Genomic DNA, 16,281 nt, shown 5'->3' with positions numbered 1-16,281 from the left:
AGGACCGGCCGTGAGCTCGGTTCCGGGCCGCAAGACGGGCGAGGGGCGTTTGCCCTTGCGACTTTTTTCGCCTCTCGGTGCGAAGGCGCGGCTCTGGTCAGGCTGTGCGCAATTTGGGCGCCTGCTGATGAAATGGGCGGCGCGGGCGGGAAACTGCGAGGCCTGGGGTGGTTCGCTCATCGCCACGCGGCCAAGTTCGCTTAGCCGGTCCTCCCGGCGGCGGGAGTACGGGGTGTCCGGACAATCGAGTTTGAGTCAGGCGACCTTCGGCCAGGCGGCGCCCGGCCAGACCCGGTCCGACGACATTGACCAGGTCGTCCGACGATATGAGGGCGTGCTGCGACGGTTCATCGCCCTGCGCGTCGGCGGCGGGGCCGATGTCGACGATCTGGTGCACGAGGTCTTCCTGCGCTTCGCCCGGCGTCCGCCCGACGAGGGCGTCGAGCGGCTGGACTCCTATCTCTTCCAGACCGCCGCCAACCTGATCCGCGACCGCGCCCGCCGCCAGCAGGTGCGCCGCCTGGCGGTTCCCGAGATCGAGGAGGCCGCCGCTTCCCAGGCGCCGGCCACCCCCGAGCAGACCCTGATCGACCGCGAGACCCTGACGGAGGTCCGTCGGGCCCTGGCCGACCTGCCCGAGCGCACCCGGCACGTCTTCCTGCTTTACCGGATCGACGGACTGCGGCATCAGGCCATCGCCGACGTCCTGGGGGTGTCGATCAGCACCGTGGAGAAGGACGTGCGACGGGCCATGGCCCATCTGACCCGACGGGTTCGCCGTCCATGACGCCCGTTTCCCAAACGCCCGACGAGGGCCTGGCCGACGTCTATGACGCTGCCGCCGACTGGCATGAACGCCGGCGCGCGCCGGGCTGGAGCCCGGCCGACGAGGCGGCCCTGACCGCCTGGCTGGAAGCCGACGCAGAGCACGTCGAGGCCTACGCCGCCATGGCCGAGGTCGAGGAATTCGTCGACGACGCCGTCGCCGCCGGCGGGCTCGAGCGCGAACTGGCCGAGGCCCGAGCCGCTTTCGCGGCCGGCAAGGCCCGCCGCTCGCGCCGCGCCTTAGCCTTGATGGCGGCGAGCGTCGCCGGCCTGGCCGTGCTGGCGGGCGCCGGCGGCCTGGCCTGGCAGCGCGCCGGTGTTTCCGAACAGAGCTACGCCGCCGCGCCGGGCCAGCGCAGCGCGGTGGTCCTGGCCGACGGTTCGCACGTGACGCTCGACGGCGGCGCGCGGCTCACCGCCCGCATCGACCGGCGAAGCCGCGCCATCACCCTGGTCGGCGGCCGGGCCTTCTTCGACGTCGCCCATGACGCCGGCCGTCCGTTCGAGGTCAGCGGCGGCGGCCATGTGGTGCGCGCCCTGGGCACGGCCTTCGAGGTCGACCTGACCCCGGCCGTGGGCGCCTACCGCGTCGCCCTGCTGCATGGCCGCGTCCGGGTGTCCGGCGGCTCGGCCCAGCCCGTTGAATTGGCTCCCGGCGAAGTCCTGCGGTCGGACGGGACGGAGGCCGGCTCGGTCTCCTCCGCCGACGTCGCCGCCGCCACCGCCTGGCGCGAGGGCCGGCTGGTGCTGAGCGGCGAGGCGCTGACCGACGCCGCGGCCGAGATCAACCGCCGGGGAGGCCGCCGGATCATCGTGCGCGGGAGCGCCAAGACCCTGAAGGTCAGCGGAGCGTTCGGCGGCGACGATCCCCTGGCCTTCGCCCGCGCGGTGGCTGTGATCCACGGCCTGACGATCGGCGAGGCGGCCGACGGGGCGATCGTCCTGTCTCCCGCCAAGGACGCCGGTGCGGCCGCGGACTGACTGGGCGGCGCGGGCCCTCGCGGGCGCCGTGCTGCTGGCTTCGGCGTCGCCGGCCCTGGCCGCGCCGCTTCGCTTCGATGTCCCGGCTGGCGCCATGGACGCCGCGTTGCAGGCCTATGCCGAGCAGACCGGCGTTGATCTGCTGTTCGCGCCCCAGGCCGTGGCCGGTCTGCGGTCGCCCGGCGGCCGCGACGTCGCCGAGCCCGAGGTGGCGCTGAAGCGCCTGCTGGGCGAAAGCGGGCTGACCGCGCGCCGTATCGGATCCGGGGCCTTCGCCATCACGCCGGCCCCTCGGCCGCGTCCGACGAAGGCCGCCGGCCGCAAGCCCCAGACTGTTCCGGCGAGCGATCCGGCCGAGGCGCTCGACGCCGTGCTGGTCCAGGCCCGCCGCCGTGACGAGCGCTTGATCGACGTGCCCGCCTCGGTCGCCGCGGTCTCGGCGGCCGATCTCGACCGGCTGGGCGGCGACGGCGTCCTGGCCCTGCGGCGGGCGGCGCTGGGGCTGACGGCCGCCGGCCAGGTCTCGACCGAGACCCCGACCCTGGTCATCCGCGGCCAGCGCCGGGCGACGGCCGGGGAGTCGGCCCTGTCGGTGATCACCTATGTCAACGAGGCCCCGCTGCCCAACAACGGCTCGATCCTGCCGTCCTTCGACCTGGCCGAGGTACAGGTGCTGCGCGGGCCGCAGGGCGTGCTGTTCGGGCGCAACACCACCGGCGGGGCGCTCTTGATCCACACCGCCGAGCCGGGGCGCCGTGGTCACGCCGGTGTCACCGTCGGCTCCTATCGCCTGCGCGAAGTCGAGGCGGCCGGCGATCTCACCCCATCCGGGGCGACGCTCGCCGCGCGGCTGGCGGTCTACGTCCTCAAACGCGACGGCCTGGTCGAGAACCTCGGCGCCGGCGACGATCTCGACGACCGCAACCAGGCGGCGGCGCGGCTGTCCCTGGCCTGGCGTCCAGATGGCCCTCTCTCGGCCCTGCTGGTGCTCGACGGCTTCCGCGCCGACGAGACTGGCAGCGCCACCATCCTGTCGGGGACCTATCCCAACCCGCCCGACGTCACCGGCGGCGGCACGGGGCGCACGCCCGAGGCCGCGCCCTATTTCGATTGCGGCGTGGCGGGATGCGACATCGACATCGCGCTGGCCCGGCAGAAGGCCTGGGGACCGCGCAAGACGCAGGTCGATCTCGCGCCGCGCTCGGACCGCCGCAACGACGGCGCGACCCTGCGCCTGGACTGGCAGGGGCAGGCGATAAACCTGCGGTCGGTCACGGCCTATCGGCGCAGCGTGCTCGACAGCGCGCTGGACTCCGACGGCTCGCCGCTGCCGCTCAATCAGCTCGTCCGCCACATCGACCTTGGCCAGCTGACCCAGGAACTGCGCGCCAGTGGGACGGGGGAGGGCGGCGCCTGGCAGGCCGGCCTGTTCTACCTGTCGACGACGCCGATCGGGGTGCAGAAGAGCCTCTGGGCCAGCGCGGTGACGCCGACCAATCCGGCGCGTGTCGAGTTCCAGTACCGCCGCGGCGAAAGCCTGGCCGGCTTCGTCGACGTCACCCGGCGCCTGGGCCGGGGTTTCGAGCTGGAGGCGGGCCTGCGTTACACCCGCGACGTGTCGAGCGCCTGCCTCGTCCGCGTCGCGGCCCCGGCGGCAGACATCTCGGAAGACGCCTGCGGCGAGGCCGGGCGCGCCCAGTCATCGGCCCCGACCTGGACCCTCGGCCTGACCTGGCGCGGCCAGCCGAACCTGACGGTCTACGCGGTGACGCGGCGGGGCTACCGCGCCGGCGGGGTCAATGCGCCGGCGTTCGGCTCGCTGCTGTCGGCCTATCAGGTCTATGCGCCGGAAAGCCTGACCGACGTCGAGCTGGGTCTGAAATGGGCCGGCGGCGCGGGCGACTGGCGCCATCGAGTCGATGCGGCCCTGTTCCGCGGCTGGTCGCGCGATGTCCAGCGGGCGCTGTTCCCGGCCGAGAACTTCGACGGCGACGGGATCGCCGCCAACGATCCGCCCAGCTTCATCATCAACGCCGGTTCTGCGACCATCAGCGGCCTGGAGCTGGGCTGGAGCGGCCGGTGGGACGATCGCCTGACCCTGTCGGCCTCGGCGACCCTGACGAAGGCCCGCTTCACCGCCCTGACCGTCCCGGCGTCCTTGGCCAGCCTGACGCCGACCGATCCGGACTCGCTGCAGTTTTCCTATTCGCCGCCCTACACGGTGCGGCTGGCGGCCGAGTGGCGGGCGGTCCAGTCGGCGCGGCTGGGCCTCTGGACCCTCTGGGGCGACGTCTACCAGAGCGGCCGCGTGCGCTATGTCGAGCGGGCGCATGACAGCAACGGCCTGCAGCACGCCTTCGCGGTCGCCAATCTGGGTCTTGACGTCAGGCCGCCGGGACGCGGCGACCTGACCCTCTCCATCGCCGTCCAGAACCTGTTCGACGAGGTCTACGCCGCCGGCGGCGGGGCGATCACGCCCGCCGTCACGGCGACGACCCTGATCTATGGCGAGCCGCGCACCGTGTCGGTCGGCCTGCGCAAGCGCTTCTAGCTGGCGGGCCCGCCGCCCAGCGCCCGCACCAGATCGACCGAGGCCTGCAGGCGTCGGGTCTCCAGCACCAGGGCCGAGCGCTCGGCCTGTAAGGCCGCGGTCTGGGCGGTGACGACCTCCAGGTAGTTGGCCGCGCCCTGGCGGTAGCGGATCATGGCCAGTTCTTCGGTGCGCTTGGCGAAGGCCATGGCGTCGTCCTGGTCCTTGGCCTCTTCGGCCAGGCGGTTGGACAGGGCCATCTGGTCTTCGACGTTGCGGAACGCCGCCAGCACCACGCCGCGATAGTTTTCGGCGGCCTGGGCGTGGGCGGCCTTGGCCGCCTCGACCTCGGCCTTGCGCTTGCCCGCGTCGAAGATCGAGCCGGCCAGTTGCGGCGCCAGCAGCCAGACTGCGTTGGGCGCGCTGAACAGATCGACCCCGCCGTCCGACTGCCAGCCGGCCTGGCCGGCGATGGTCAGGGTCGGGAAGCGCGCGGCCTGGGCCACGCCGATCTGGGCGTTGGCGGCGGCGGCGCGGCGCTCGGCGGCGGCGATGTCGGGCCGCCGCTGTAACAGCACCGACGGTACGCCGACTGGCGTCCTCGGCACGGTCAGCGACGCCTGGACCGGCGGCAGGTCGAAGCTGGAAGCGGTCTCGCCGACCAGGGCGGCGATGGCGTGCTCGTAGAGCGCCCGCTGGGCGGCCACGTCGCTGAGTTGGGCCTTGGCGGTCGACAGCTGGTTCTTCGCCCGGCTGACGTCGAGGCCGGTCGCCGCCCCGCCGTCGTGACGGATCTGGGTGAGGTCCAGCGCCTTCTGATAGGCCGCGACGGTGTCGGCCAGCAGGCGCGACTGGGCGTCGAGACCGCGCAGGGCCAGATAGCTGTCGGCCAGTTCGGCCTGCAGGCTCAGGCGCACCGATTGTAGGTCGGCGGCGCTGGCCTGCGCCTGGGCGCCGCTGGCGGCGACCTGATTGCGCACCCGTCCCCAGAGATCGATCTCGTAGGACGCGCTGGCGACGGCCTGGCGGGTCGAATACTCGTCCACGCCGCCATTGCGCAGGGGCGCGTTGTCGGATCGGCGCTGGCGGCTGGCCAGGGCGCCGCCGTCGATCGATGGGAACAGGCCCGCGCGCGCCTGGCCGGCCAGGGCGACGGCCTGATCGTGGGCGGCGGTCGCGGCGGCGAGGCCGGGGTTGGCCTTGGCCGCTCGCGCCTCCAGGTCGTTCAGCACCGGATCGCCGTAGACGGCCCACCAGTCGCCGCGCGGCTGGTCGTCGGCTGGCGCGGCCGGGGTCCAGGGGCCGGTCTCCTTGAAGGCGACGGGCGTGGTGATAGCCGGCGCGACATAGGCCGGAGCGCTGGCGCAGGCGGCTAGCACCGAGGCGGCGGCCGCGACCAGAAGCAGGGTACGCGCCTCAACCCTTCGCATGGGCCGCTCCCTGAGCGGCGCCGGCCACCCGCACGAGGTCGCCGTCCGACAAGGCTTCAGGCGGATTGTCGATCACCCGCTCGCCCGCTTGCAGACCCGCGCCGATCTCGACCTCGGTCCCCAGGTCGCGGACGATGGCGATGGTGCGCACCTTCACACGGCCGTCGCCGCCGACCACGGCCACGGTCGGGCCACCGTGCTTGAACAGGATCGCCGTCGCCGGGATCCGTGTCGTGGTCGCTGCGGCCGGCAGCTTGAACGCCGCCTGGGCGTAGGCGCCGGGCTTGAGGCGGCCGTCGGGATTGTCGATCTGCAGCTCGACCAGCATGGCGCCGTTGCGGCCCACCGACTGGGCGTCGTTGACCACCGAGGCGGTGAAGGTTTGGCCCGGATATTCCGGCACGCTCAGCTGGGCGCTCAGGCCGCGATGCACCAGGGCCGAATAGTTCTGCGGAACGCTGACATAGACCCGCATGCGGTGCTGGTCGGCCACCGTAAACAGCGCTGTGTCCGCCGAGCCGCCCACGGAGATCAGCTGGCCGATGTCGGTGTTGCGGGCTGTGACCACGCCGTCGAACGGGGCGGTGATGCGCTTGAACGACTGCTGGGCCAACAGGCGGGCCAGATCGGCCTGGGCGGCGTTGACCGCCGAGCTGCGGGCGGCCAGGTCGCCGGTCTTCTCGTCGGCCTCCTGGCGGGAGACGGCGTCCTGGGCGACCAGGCCCTCCCAGCGCTTGGCGGTCAGGGCCGACAGCCGCTGGTTGGCCTGGGCGGTGGCCAGGTTGGCGCGGGCCTGCAGCACCTGCTGGTCGAGGTCGGGCGTGTCGATCTCGGCCAGCACCTGTCCGGCCTTCACCCGCTGGCCGATGTCGACGTACCAGCGCTTGAGATAGCCGCTGGTCCGGGCGTGGATCGGGGCGGTGTAGAACGCCTGCACGTCGCCCGGCAGCACCAGGTCGGCATGGCCGCCGCCGGCCACCGGCGCCAGGGCGACCGTCGGAATGGCCTGGTCGTGGGTCCAACTCTTCAGCGACTGGTCGGCGTGGACGCGGGCGGCGAGGCCCCCCGCCACCACCACGGCGGCCAGGACCAGTCCGGCGGCGCCGGCCAGCTTCAGCCGGCGGGTCGAGATCGCGCCGTGCGAAGGAGCGGCTTGTTGATCAGGCATGGGACGATGCTCCGGTGGTCGGTCCGGCGGGAAGGGTTTGGTCGGCGGTCTTGCGGCCGTGGACGAGGCGGAAGACCACGGGCACGAACAGCAGGGTGGCGGTGGTGGCGAAGATCAGGCCGCCGATGACGGCCCGGCCCAGCGGCGCGTTCTGCTCGCCGCCTTCGCCCAGACCCAGCGCCATCGGCGCCATGCCGATGATCATGGCCAGGGCCGTCATCAGCACCGGGCGGAAGCGGGTGAAGCCGGCCTCGATGGCGGCGGTCAGGGCGTCGCCGGTGGCTTCCAGCCGCTCGCGGGCGAAGCTGACCACCAGGATCGAGTTGGCCGTGGCCACGCCCATGCACATGATCGCCCCGGTCAGGGCCGGCACCGAAAGCGTGGTGCCGGTGGCGAACAGCATCCAGACGATGCCGGCAAGGGCTGCGGGCAGGGCGGTGATGATCACGAACGGGTCCAGCCACGACTGGAAGTTCACGACGATCAGCAGGTAGATCAGCACGATCGCGGCGACGAGGCCGAAGCCCAGGCCCGAGAAGGCGGCGTTCATCGTCACCATCTGGCCGCGCAGGGCCACCGTCGCGCCCTTCGGACGCTCCTTGGCCAGGTCCTTCAGCACCTTGTTGATGTCGGCCGTCACCGCGCCCAGGTCGCGACCCTGCGGGGTGGCGTAGATGTCGAGCACCGGCTGGATGTCGTAGTGGCTGACCACGGCCGGCGCCGTGTCGCGCTTGATCACGCCGAGGCCGCCCAGCATCTGGGCGTGCTGCGCATTGGCCGCCGTCCCGGTGATCGGGATGCCGTTCAGATCCGACAGCGAGCCGGCGCGGTATTCCGGCACCTGGGCGACGATCGGATAGGACACGCCGTTCTTGGGGTTCAGCCAGAAGGTCGGCGAAACCTGCGAGCTGCCGGCCAGCGAGGCCACGACGCTGTTGGTCACGTCGCGTTCGGTCAGGCCCAGCTGGGCCATGCGCGAGCGGTCGACGTCGACCCGCAGCTGCGGCGCGCCTTCCGGCTGGTGCAGGCGCACGTCGGCCAGGCCTCGGATGGTCTTCAGTCGCGCCAGGATCTTGGCGGCGTAGGCGCGGTTGGCCGCGGCGTTAGGGCCGGAGATCTGCAGGTCGATGGGCGAGGGGGCGCCGAAGTTGAGGATCTGGCTGATGATGTCGGCCGGCAGGAACGAGAAGGTCGCGCCGGGGAACTGGCGGGGCAGCTCCTCGCGCAGCTTCTTGACGTAGTCCGCCGTCGGGCCGTGCTCGGGCTTTAGCGCGACGAAGATGTCGCCGTCCTGCGGGCCGATCAGGCCTGAGTTGCTGTAGACCATGTTGATGGCGCTGTTGGGGATGCCGATGTTGTCGACGATCGAGCCCACCTCGTCGGCCGGCACCACCTTGCGGATCGCCTCTTCCACCTGGCCGAACAACAGCGAGGTGTCGTCCAGCCGCGTGCCGACGGGGGCGCGGACGTGCAGGGTGATCTGGCCGGCGTCCACCGTCGGGAAGAAGTTGCGGCCCAGGAACGGCGTCAGGGCGAAAGAGGCCACGACCACCACCATGAAGCCGATGATGAACACTCGGCCCGAGCCCAGGGCCATGACCAGCAGGTTCTTGTAGCCTTCCCGCAGCTTGCCGAAGGCGGTCTCGAAGCTCCGCTGGAAGCGCACCAGCGGGTTGCGCGAGGGCTTGCCCGCGCCGCCGTGCTCGGCCGCGTGCTCGTAGTCCAGGCGCTCGCTGGCATGGGGCTTCAGCAGGTACATCGCCAGGGTCGGCACCAGGGTGCGCGACAGGATGAACGAGGCGATCATCGCGAAGACCACGGCCTCGGCCATCGGCACGAACAGGAATCCGGCCACGCCTTTGAGCATGAACATCGGCACGAAGACGATGCAGATGCAGAGCAGGGAGACGAAGGCCGGAACCACGATCTGGGCCGCGCCGTCGAGGATGGCCGTGCGCACGTCCTTGCCGTGCTCCAGGTGCCAATTGATGTTCTCGATGGTCACCGTGGCGTCGTCGACCAGGATGCCGACGGCCAGGGCCAGACCGCCCAGGGTCATGATGTTCAGGGTCTGGCCGATGGCCGACAGGGCGGCGATGGCGGCCAGGATGGCCAGCGGGATCGACACGGCGATGATCACCGTCGAGCGCCAGCTGCCCAGGAACAGCAGGATCATCAGGCTGGTCAGGGCCGCGGCGATGACGCCTTCCTTGACCACGCCCTCGATGGCGCCCTTCACGAACAGCGACTGGTCGTTCAGCGGCGTGATCTTGAAGTCGTCGGGCAGATTTTCCTTCAGGGCCGGCAGGCGGTCCTTGATCCCCTGCACGATGGCCAGGGTCGAGGCCGAGCCGTTCTTCAGGATCGTCGACAGCACCGCCCGCGCGCCGTCCACGTGCACCACGTTGGTCTGCGGGGCCGAGCCGTCGCGCACCTGGCCGACGTCGCGGATGTAGATCGTCGCGCCGTCGATCGTCTTGATCGGCAGGCTGTTCAACTCCTCGATCGTCTCGGCCGCGTCGTTGAGGCGGACGTTGTACTGGAAGGTGCCGATCTTGATCGTGCCGGCGGGCAGGATCTGGTTCTGGGCGGCCAGGGCGTTGGAGACGTCCTGCGCCGACAGCCCCTTGGACTGCAGGGCGACCGGATCCAGATCGATCATGATCTGGCGGACCTTGCCGCCGTATGGATACGGAATGGCCGCGCCGGGCACGCTGATCAGGTTGGGGCGCACCACCGTCTGCGACAGGTCGAACAGCTTCTGTTCCGACAGGCCCTTGCCCGACTGTGCCAGCTGCAGGATCGGCACGGTGGCGGCGCTGTAGTTGATGATCAGCGGCGGGGTCGTGCCGGCCGGCATCTGCTTGACGGCCGTCTGCGAAATCGAGGTCACCTGGGCGGTGGCCGTGCGGATGTCGACGCCGGGCTGGAAGTAGATCTTCACCACGCCGATGCCGGGCAGCGACTGGCTCTCGATATGGTCGATGTCGTTGACCGTCGTCGACAGCACCCGCTCATAAGGCGTGACGATGCGGCCCGACATCTCCTGCGGCGACAGGCCGGCATATTGCCAGGCCACGCCGATCACCGGCACGCGGATCTCGGGGAAGATATCCGTGGGCGTGCCGAGGGCCGCCAGGACGCCGAAGATCAGGATCAGCATCGCCATCACGATGAACGTGAGCGGGCGTTGCAGGGCGATGCGGACGATAGCGTTCAAGCGGCCTGCTCCGGACTTGCAGCAGTGGACGATCCCGCGCGCCCTGCGTCCGGGGGGGAGGGGCCGGGCGCGCGGAATCTGCGCGTACTCAAGCTGCGCCGCCGGGTGATGCGCCCGCCCGCCTAAACCTGCCGTCTCAGCCGGATGAAAATCCTGTCATGTTGAGGGCGCGGGACGAAAAATGGGCTGGACCGCGTCGGCCCCCGCAGTTGCGCTATTCGAGGTCCAGCCGGTAGCCGTGGCCGCGCAGGGTGGTCAGCAGCGGCCGTCCGAAGGTGGCCTCCAGCTTCAGGCGCAGGCGCGCCACCGCCGTGCGCACCCGTTCGGGGCGCGGATCGTCGCCTTCGCCCCAGACGTGCTTGAGGATCTGCTCGGCGCTCAGAACCTGGCCGGCGTGCTCGGCCATGTAGGCCAGCAGCGCGTATTCGCGGCTGGGCAGGACGAGGCTGGCCTCGCCCAGCGCGACCTTGCGGCCGGCGGCGTCGAACCGCAGGCCCGTCGGGGCCGCCGGACCCGGCGCCAGGCGGGCCAGCGCGGTCAGGCGAGCTTCAAGCTCGACGACATGCACCGGCCGGATCAGGCAGGCGTCGGCTCCGGCCCGCAAGGCGGCCGTGCGGGCGGCGGGCGAGGCCTGGTCGGCGATCAGCACCAGCAGGGCGCGCTCGCCCCGGCGCGACAGGGCGGCCAGCGGGGCGTCGGCCGGCGCGGCCACTTCCAGCAGCACCGCGTCATAGTCCTCGCCGGCGCTGGCGCTGGCCGCGTCGTCCAGGCTGTCCAGGCTCTCGACCACATGGCCGGCCTGGATCAGGGCCCGGGCCAGGTAGAGGTCGCGCGGCCGGTGGCTGGCGTGCAGCAGCCGCATCTAGGCCTCGAGCCCGCGCGGCCAGCAGTCGATGGCGATCCGCAGGCCCGGCTGCGCGTCCTCCAGCGACAGGGTGAAATGGTGCATGCGGGCGATGGCCGCGACGATGCTCAGACCCAGGCCCGAGCCCGGCCGATCCAGCGTGCGCTGCGAGCGGTGGAAGCGGTTCAGCACCGCCTCGCGCTCGTCCTCGGGCACGCCCGGCCCGTTGTCGACCACCTCGATGCGCGGTCCTTCGTCGAGCGCCAGCAGGCGCAGAGTCACCCGCCCGCCGCGCGGGGTGAACTTCAGGGCGTTGTCGACCAGGTTGCTGACCGCCTCGAACAGCAGGGCCGGATCGGCGAAGACGGTCGGGGCCTCGGCCGCGAAGTCGGTCTCGATAGCCACGCCCAGATCCTCGGCCGCCGGGTCGTGCAGCTCGAACACCTGCTCCAGCACATCCTGCAGCCGCACCGCCTCGAAACAGGCCTGGCGGTCGCGGCGCTCGATCTCGCCGATGCGGGTCAGGGCGCGGAAGCGCACCAGCAGTTCGTCGGTCTCCTCCAGGGCCCGCTCAATCATCTCGCGCCGCCCGGCTTCGTCCGGGCTCGTGTCCTGGGTGGCGCGGTAGAGCGCCGCGCGCAGCCGGTTCAGCGGCGTACGCAGGTCGTGGGCCACGTTGTCGCCGACGCTCTTGACCTCCCACAGCAGGCGCTCGGTCTCGTCCATCATGCCGTTGGCGAGGCTGGCCAGCATGTCGATCTCGTCGCGCCGGTGCGACACCGGCAGGCGCACGCCCAGCCGGCCGGCCAGCGCCGCACGGCTGGCGGTCCGCAACTGCTCCACCCGGCGCAGGGGCGGAATGCTGAGCAGGGCGGCGGCCGACAGGCCCAGCAGCAGGATCAGCGCCCCGCTGACCATCAGGGCGTTGACGATGATGTCGCGCAGCCCCGTCAGCACCTTGGCGTCGTGGACGATGAACAGCTGCTCGCCCCAGGGCAGGCGGCGCACCAGGCCCCGCGCGCCGGGCTGCAGGCCGGGTTCGTTCAGCGTGCGCGGCCGGTTGTCGGCCTCGGCGTTGTCGGGCAGGCGGCGGACATTGCCGGTGATCCACACCCCGTCGGCCGAGAACAGGCCGTAATAGGCGATCGCCCGGCCGTCGGCGGCCACGGCGGCCCGCACCCGCTCGGGCAGGGTGTCGGCCGGGCCGTTGGCCAGGACGGTGCTCTCGCTGACGATGATCGCGTCGAGCTGGCGGGTGATGTAGCCGGCGGTGCGCCAGTAGATCATGCCCAGCAGGGCCATCACGGCCACGGCGAACACCGCGCCGTTCAGCAGGGTCAGGCGGAACGGGCTGGCCCGCCAGAGGTCACGCGGGCGCATGCAGCGCGTATCCCGAACCCCGGACGGTGTGCAGCAGCTGCGGCGCGCCCGGCCGGTCGACCTTCCTGCGCAGGCGGCCCAGATGCACGTCGATGAGGTTGGTGCCCGGGTCGAAGTGATAGCCCCACACCGCCTCGAAGATCATCGTCCGGGTCAGCACCTGGCCGGAGTTGCGGGCCATGAACTCCAGCAGCTTGTACTCGGTCGGCATCAGCCGGATCTCGACCCCGCCGCGATGGACGGTGCGGGCCAGAAGGTCGATTACCAGGTCGGCCACGGTCAGGGTGGTCTGGCGTGGCGCGCTGGTCCGGCGGCGCAGCAGCACCTCCAGCCGCGCGGCCAGCTCCTCGGAGGCGAAGGGCTTGGTCATGTAATCGTCGCCGCCGGCCCGCAGGCCCTTCACCCGCTCGTCGACGTCGCTGAGCGCGCTGATCATCAACACCGGCGTCTCGACGCCCGCCCCGCGCATGACGGTGACGATGGCCAGGCCGTCCAGGCCCGGAAGCATGCGGTCCAGGGTGACGGCGTCGAAGTCGCCGCTGGCCGCCCGGATCAGGCCCTGGCGGCCGTCGGCCACCAGCTCCACCTCGAAGCCGTGCTGCTCCAGCTCGGCGACGATCTCCTGGCCGGTGCTCGGATCGTCTTCGATGGCGAGGATCTTGGGCATCTGGTCCCGCACTACTCCCTCCCGCCGCGCCCCTCAAGCGCGCCGAGAGGCGACCTTCGCCGTGCACTCGGTCTTCGGCGACGGGGCGGGGATCCATGACGCACCGCATGGCGAACGTCCGCGCGGGGTGCTAGAGGCCCGCGCGACGACCTCAGGAATTCGAGAAAACCAGGCGATGATTCAACCGGGCGCGACCTTCAAGGACAATCTTCAGCAGTTGCCGGCCATCGACGGCGTCGAGCGCATCGATCTGGTCGACGCCGATGGAGCGGTGGTCGCCAGCATCGAGAACCAGCCCGGCAAGCAAGGCTCGCTCGCCGTCTACCAGCATCTGAAGCAGCGCTTCGGCGCACTGAACGCGGAAGCTGCCGAGCACGGCCTGGCCGTGTTCGCCGAGCACTCGGCGGACGCGCGCGAGCGTCCGGGCGCGCATCCGAACGTCGACCGCCTGCTCGCGATCGCCGCCGGCGGCGCCCCGCTGAGCATCGAAGTCGTCGCCGTCGGCGGCTGACCGCTAGGCCGATGTCCCGCCCGCGTTCGGACGGGCGGCGTTCTGGAACGCCGTGATGTTCGCCGGCATCTCGGGCGGGATGTCGAAGGCCGCTTCGCCTGCCAGATTGCCGGTTCTATGGAGGTTCAGCGCCTGGGCCCGGCATCTTGACGGCGTGACGCCGTAGGCGGCGCGAAAGGCGCGCCCTGCGGCCGTGTGGCTCTCGAACCCCCAGCGGCGCAAGATCGTGACGATCCGTTCGCGTGCCTGAGAAGGGTCGGACAGATCGCGGAACACGCCGGTCAGCCGACGCCCGAGAATGTATTTTCCGATGCCTCCGTGTGGTTCGAACATGCGGTAGAGGGTCGGGCGCGTCACGAAGAACTGGGCGGCGAGGGCGGCCGGGCCGAGTTCGGGGTCGCCGATCTCCCTGTCGATGCGCCGGCGGATGGCCCGGAACTGGCTCCTGCGCAGCTCGGCGCGGGTCGCCGCGCGGCTCTGGCTGTTGGCCCGCACGACGCCGGCCAGCAGGGCCGCTGTGGCCTGGCTCCATTCCAGTCCCTGGGCGAGGGTCAGGCTCGAGCCTTGCCGCCACATCTCTTCCAGGTGTTCGCGAACGGCGACGCCGGCCTCGCTGTCTCGGCGCAGCACCAGCCCGTGCACGTCGCCCGCGTCCGCCAGCAGCGGCAGGAGCAGGTCGCGAGCGACGATGGCCGACAGGTTGTCGATCCCGTCCGTGCGCAAGGCGGCCGGGCGGGACAGGTCGAGCACGCAGACGTCGCCCGGTTTCACCGCGTGCTCGGCGCCGTCCAGCGTCAGGACGAAGCCGTGGGTCCGATAGAACTGGACATGGAAGTGATCGACGCCGGTTCGCGCGATGGTCTGCGGGCTACGGACCATGATCGACGCGGGGGCCTGGGACATGCCCAGCTTGATCGGCCCGTAGTCGTAGAGGGCGAAGTCCATGACGTAGTCGGCGCGGACCTCGGGCGACGGCGCTTCCAGCTCGAACATCGTCGCCAGCAGTTCGCGGCAGGCGGCGAAGCTGTCGGCGTAGTCGGCGCCGATCCGGGCCGCCAGGTGCGGCAGACGATCATCCTGGGCGCCGTTCGCCATGCGTCGAATCCCCGTGGCCAAGCTGTCGGCGACACCCTTTTAGCGCGGTCTGAACCTCGATCTTTCGACCAGGTGTCTCAAACTGCATCCCATCAGCGGCGTCTCAAGCCGATTGCGCGCCGGGCCGCCGGTCCTCGACGACGAAGCGAGCGAGGCTGGCCGTCGCACCGTTCGGATCGGCCTGGTCGGAGACCGCGCGCAGGTCGACCTCCAGCCGGTCGGGCCGCGCGTCGAGCAGCAGGTAGCCGGACCGCTCGATATCCGCAAAGCGCAGGTGCGGGTTGCGGGCGCGGGCCTCTCCATAGCGGGCGCGTGGCGCATGGCTGGCGGCCAGACAGGTGGTCACCAGTTCGGTGGCGACCACCGGCGTCTCCGGCCGTTCGGGCGTCGCATGCAGGTCGGCGACCAGGAAGGCGTGGATGTCGCCGCCCAGGGTCACGGGATTGCGGACGGCCGGCTGGGTCAAGGCGCCCATCAGCCGGCGCCGGGCGGCGGGGTAGCCGTCCCACTGGTCGGACATCACGCCCTCGGGCGTTTGGATCGGCGCGATCGGGGTCTGCTGGGCCAGCAGGGTCCAGCGGGCGGTCTCGCGCTCAAGGCCCTCGGCCAGCCAGGCCTCCTGGGCCGCGCCGAGCATGGTGCGGTCGGGCGCGTCGAGCTGCGCGCAGTCGCGGCGAGGGCGGTTGCCGGCCTGGCGCGGGGCGTTGCAGGCCTGGGCCGAGCGGTACTGGCGGCCGTCCAGGACCGGCAGGGCGACGAGGTCGCCCCAGGCCAGGCGGCGATAGAGCCTGGGCGCATCCGGTCGCGCCCACAGGCTGGGCCGCACCGGCATGTGCTCGAAATAGGCCTGGTAGGCGGCCTGCCGACGGCGGGCGAAGACGGGCGCCTCCAGCGCCTTCAGATTGGCGAGATCCGCATAGTCGTTCTCGACCTCGTGGTCGTCCCAGGTCACCGCCCAGGGCAGCAGGCGGTGGGCCTCGCGCAGGTCGGCGTCCGACTTGTAGAGCGCGTGGCGGCGGCGATAGCCCTCAAGATCCACTGGCTCCGGGCCGTCGAACGACCGGACCTTGGGAAACTGGGCGTAGCTGTTCTCGTAGATGTAGTCGCCCAGCTGGACGACCAGGTCCGGCTCGGCGGCGACGAGGTCGCGATAGGCGGTGAACCAGCCGAGCTCGAAGTGCTGGCACGAGGTCGCCGCGATCCTGGCCCGGCTCGCCTGGCGGGGCGCCGTGGCGGTGCGGCCGACCGGGCTGACCGCGCCCAGGGCGTGGAACCTGTACCAGTAGGGCCTGCCGGGACGCAGGCCAGTGATCTCGACGTGCACGGCGTGGGCCAGGGACGGCGACGCGGCCCGCCGCCCCTTGCGGATGATGCGGGTGAAAGTCTCGTCCTCGGCGACCTCGTAGGTCACCGGCACGGACGGCGCGTCCAGCGGCGCGCCATGGGCGCTGAGCCGGGTCCACAGCACGAAGCCGTCGAGACTCGGATCGCCGCTGGCGACGCCCAGCGCGAAGGGATCGAGGCCCGCCCTGCGGTCCATCTCCATCCCCAGCACGGCGTCGGCGCGCGCCAGGGCCAGGGCGGCCGAGGCGGCCACCAGGCCGCGGCGGGTGAGATGGGTCATGGCGGG

The 16,281-nt window shown here is 71.6% G+C and carries 12 protein-coding genes; 4 read left to right on the top strand and 8 right to left on the bottom strand.

Features of this window, described 5'->3' with window-relative positions; genetic code table 11:
* The first annotated feature begins 250 nt into the window (after positions 1-250).
* Genes AC07NS_RS13345 through AC07NS_RS13335 form a run of 3 tightly spaced genes read left to right on the top strand, consistent with a single transcriptional unit; the run spans position 251 to position 4,357 of the window.
* Positions 251-787, top strand: coding sequence for an RNA polymerase sigma factor (locus AC07NS_RS13345; protein WP_494603909.1), 537 nt, complete (start codon positions 251-253; stop codon positions 785-787).
* Positions 784-1,806 carry a FecR family protein gene (locus AC07NS_RS13340; RefSeq protein ID WP_494603907.1) on the top strand — a complete coding sequence of 341 codons (1,023 nt, stop codon included), beginning with the start codon at positions 784-786 and terminating at the stop codon, positions 1,804-1,806. Before AC07NS_RS13345 ends, AC07NS_RS13340 begins: the two co-directional genes overlap by 4 nt.
* On the top strand, positions 1,790-4,357 hold the full coding sequence (locus AC07NS_RS13335; RefSeq protein WP_494603905.1) for a TonB-dependent receptor: 2,568 nt from the start codon (positions 1,790-1,792) through the stop codon (positions 4,355-4,357). Before AC07NS_RS13340 ends, AC07NS_RS13335 begins: the two co-directional genes overlap by 17 nt.
* Here the strand turns inward: AC07NS_RS13335 and AC07NS_RS13330 are convergent.
* The 6 genes from AC07NS_RS13330 to AC07NS_RS13305 all read right to left on the bottom strand — a co-directional run bounded on the left by AC07NS_RS13330 (position 4,354) and on the right by AC07NS_RS13305 (position 13,045).
* The gene (locus AC07NS_RS13330) at positions 4,354-5,766 is read right to left on the bottom strand and encodes an efflux transporter outer membrane subunit (RefSeq protein WP_494603903.1); all 1,413 of its coding nucleotides are present in this window, start codon (positions 5,764-5,766) and stop codon (positions 4,354-4,356) included. The two genes, AC07NS_RS13335 and AC07NS_RS13330, sit on opposite strands and share 4 nt — an antisense overlap.
* Positions 5,753-6,934 carry an efflux RND transporter periplasmic adaptor subunit gene (locus AC07NS_RS13325; RefSeq protein ID WP_494603902.1) on the bottom strand — a complete coding sequence of 394 codons (1,182 nt, stop codon included), beginning with the start codon at positions 6,932-6,934 and terminating at the stop codon, positions 5,753-5,755. The genes AC07NS_RS13330 and AC07NS_RS13325 overlap by 14 nt, the downstream gene beginning before the upstream one ends.
* Positions 6,927-10,154 (bottom strand): efflux RND transporter permease subunit, encoded by a 3,228-nt coding sequence (locus AC07NS_RS13320; RefSeq protein ID WP_494603900.1) that lies wholly within the window; start codon positions 10,152-10,154, stop codon positions 6,927-6,929. Before AC07NS_RS13320 ends, AC07NS_RS13325 begins: the two co-directional genes overlap by 8 nt.
* A gap of 214 nt (positions 10,155-10,368) precedes the next feature.
* The gene (locus AC07NS_RS13315; RefSeq protein ID WP_494603898.1) at positions 10,369-11,016 is read right to left on the bottom strand and encodes a winged helix-turn-helix transcriptional regulator; all 648 of its coding nucleotides are present in this window, start codon (positions 11,014-11,016) and stop codon (positions 10,369-10,371) included.
* Positions 11,017-12,378: a sensor histidine kinase gene (locus AC07NS_RS13310; protein ID WP_494603896.1), complete on the bottom strand. Its 1,362-nt coding sequence runs from the start codon at positions 12,376-12,378 to the stop codon at positions 11,017-11,019.
* Positions 12,365-13,045, bottom strand: coding sequence for a response regulator transcription factor (locus tag AC07NS_RS13305; RefSeq protein ID WP_494603894.1), 681 nt, complete (start codon positions 13,043-13,045; stop codon positions 12,365-12,367). The genes AC07NS_RS13310 and AC07NS_RS13305 overlap by 14 nt, the downstream gene beginning before the upstream one ends.
* A gap of 61 nt (positions 13,046-13,106) precedes the next feature.
* On the opposite strand from AC07NS_RS13305, the gene AC07NS_RS13300 reads away from it, so the two are divergent.
* On the top strand, positions 13,107-13,556 hold the full coding sequence (locus tag AC07NS_RS13300; protein ID WP_494603892.1) for a DUF2322 family protein: 450 nt from the start codon (positions 13,107-13,109) through the stop codon (positions 13,554-13,556).
* 3 nt (positions 13,557-13,559) lie between these two features.
* On the opposite strand, the gene AC07NS_RS13295 is transcribed toward AC07NS_RS13300, so the two are convergent.
* Both AC07NS_RS13295 and AC07NS_RS13290 read right to left on the bottom strand, forming a co-directional pair.
* A complete protein-coding gene (locus AC07NS_RS13295) occupies positions 13,560-14,651 on the bottom strand; it encodes a helix-turn-helix domain-containing protein (RefSeq protein ID WP_494603891.1) in 1,092 nt (363 codons plus the stop codon).
* Between the two features lie 103 nt (positions 14,652-14,754).
* Positions 14,755-16,275, bottom strand: a complete 1,521-nt coding sequence (locus AC07NS_RS13290) for an alkaline phosphatase D family protein (RefSeq protein WP_494603889.1) — start codon at positions 16,273-16,275, stop codon at positions 14,755-14,757.
* Positions 16,276-16,281: the final 6 nt, after the last annotated feature.

This window comes from Caulobacter sp. GW821-FHT10A10 (genome assembly GCF_059415745.1).
This window is presented reverse-complemented; position numbering and strand designations above follow the sequence as displayed.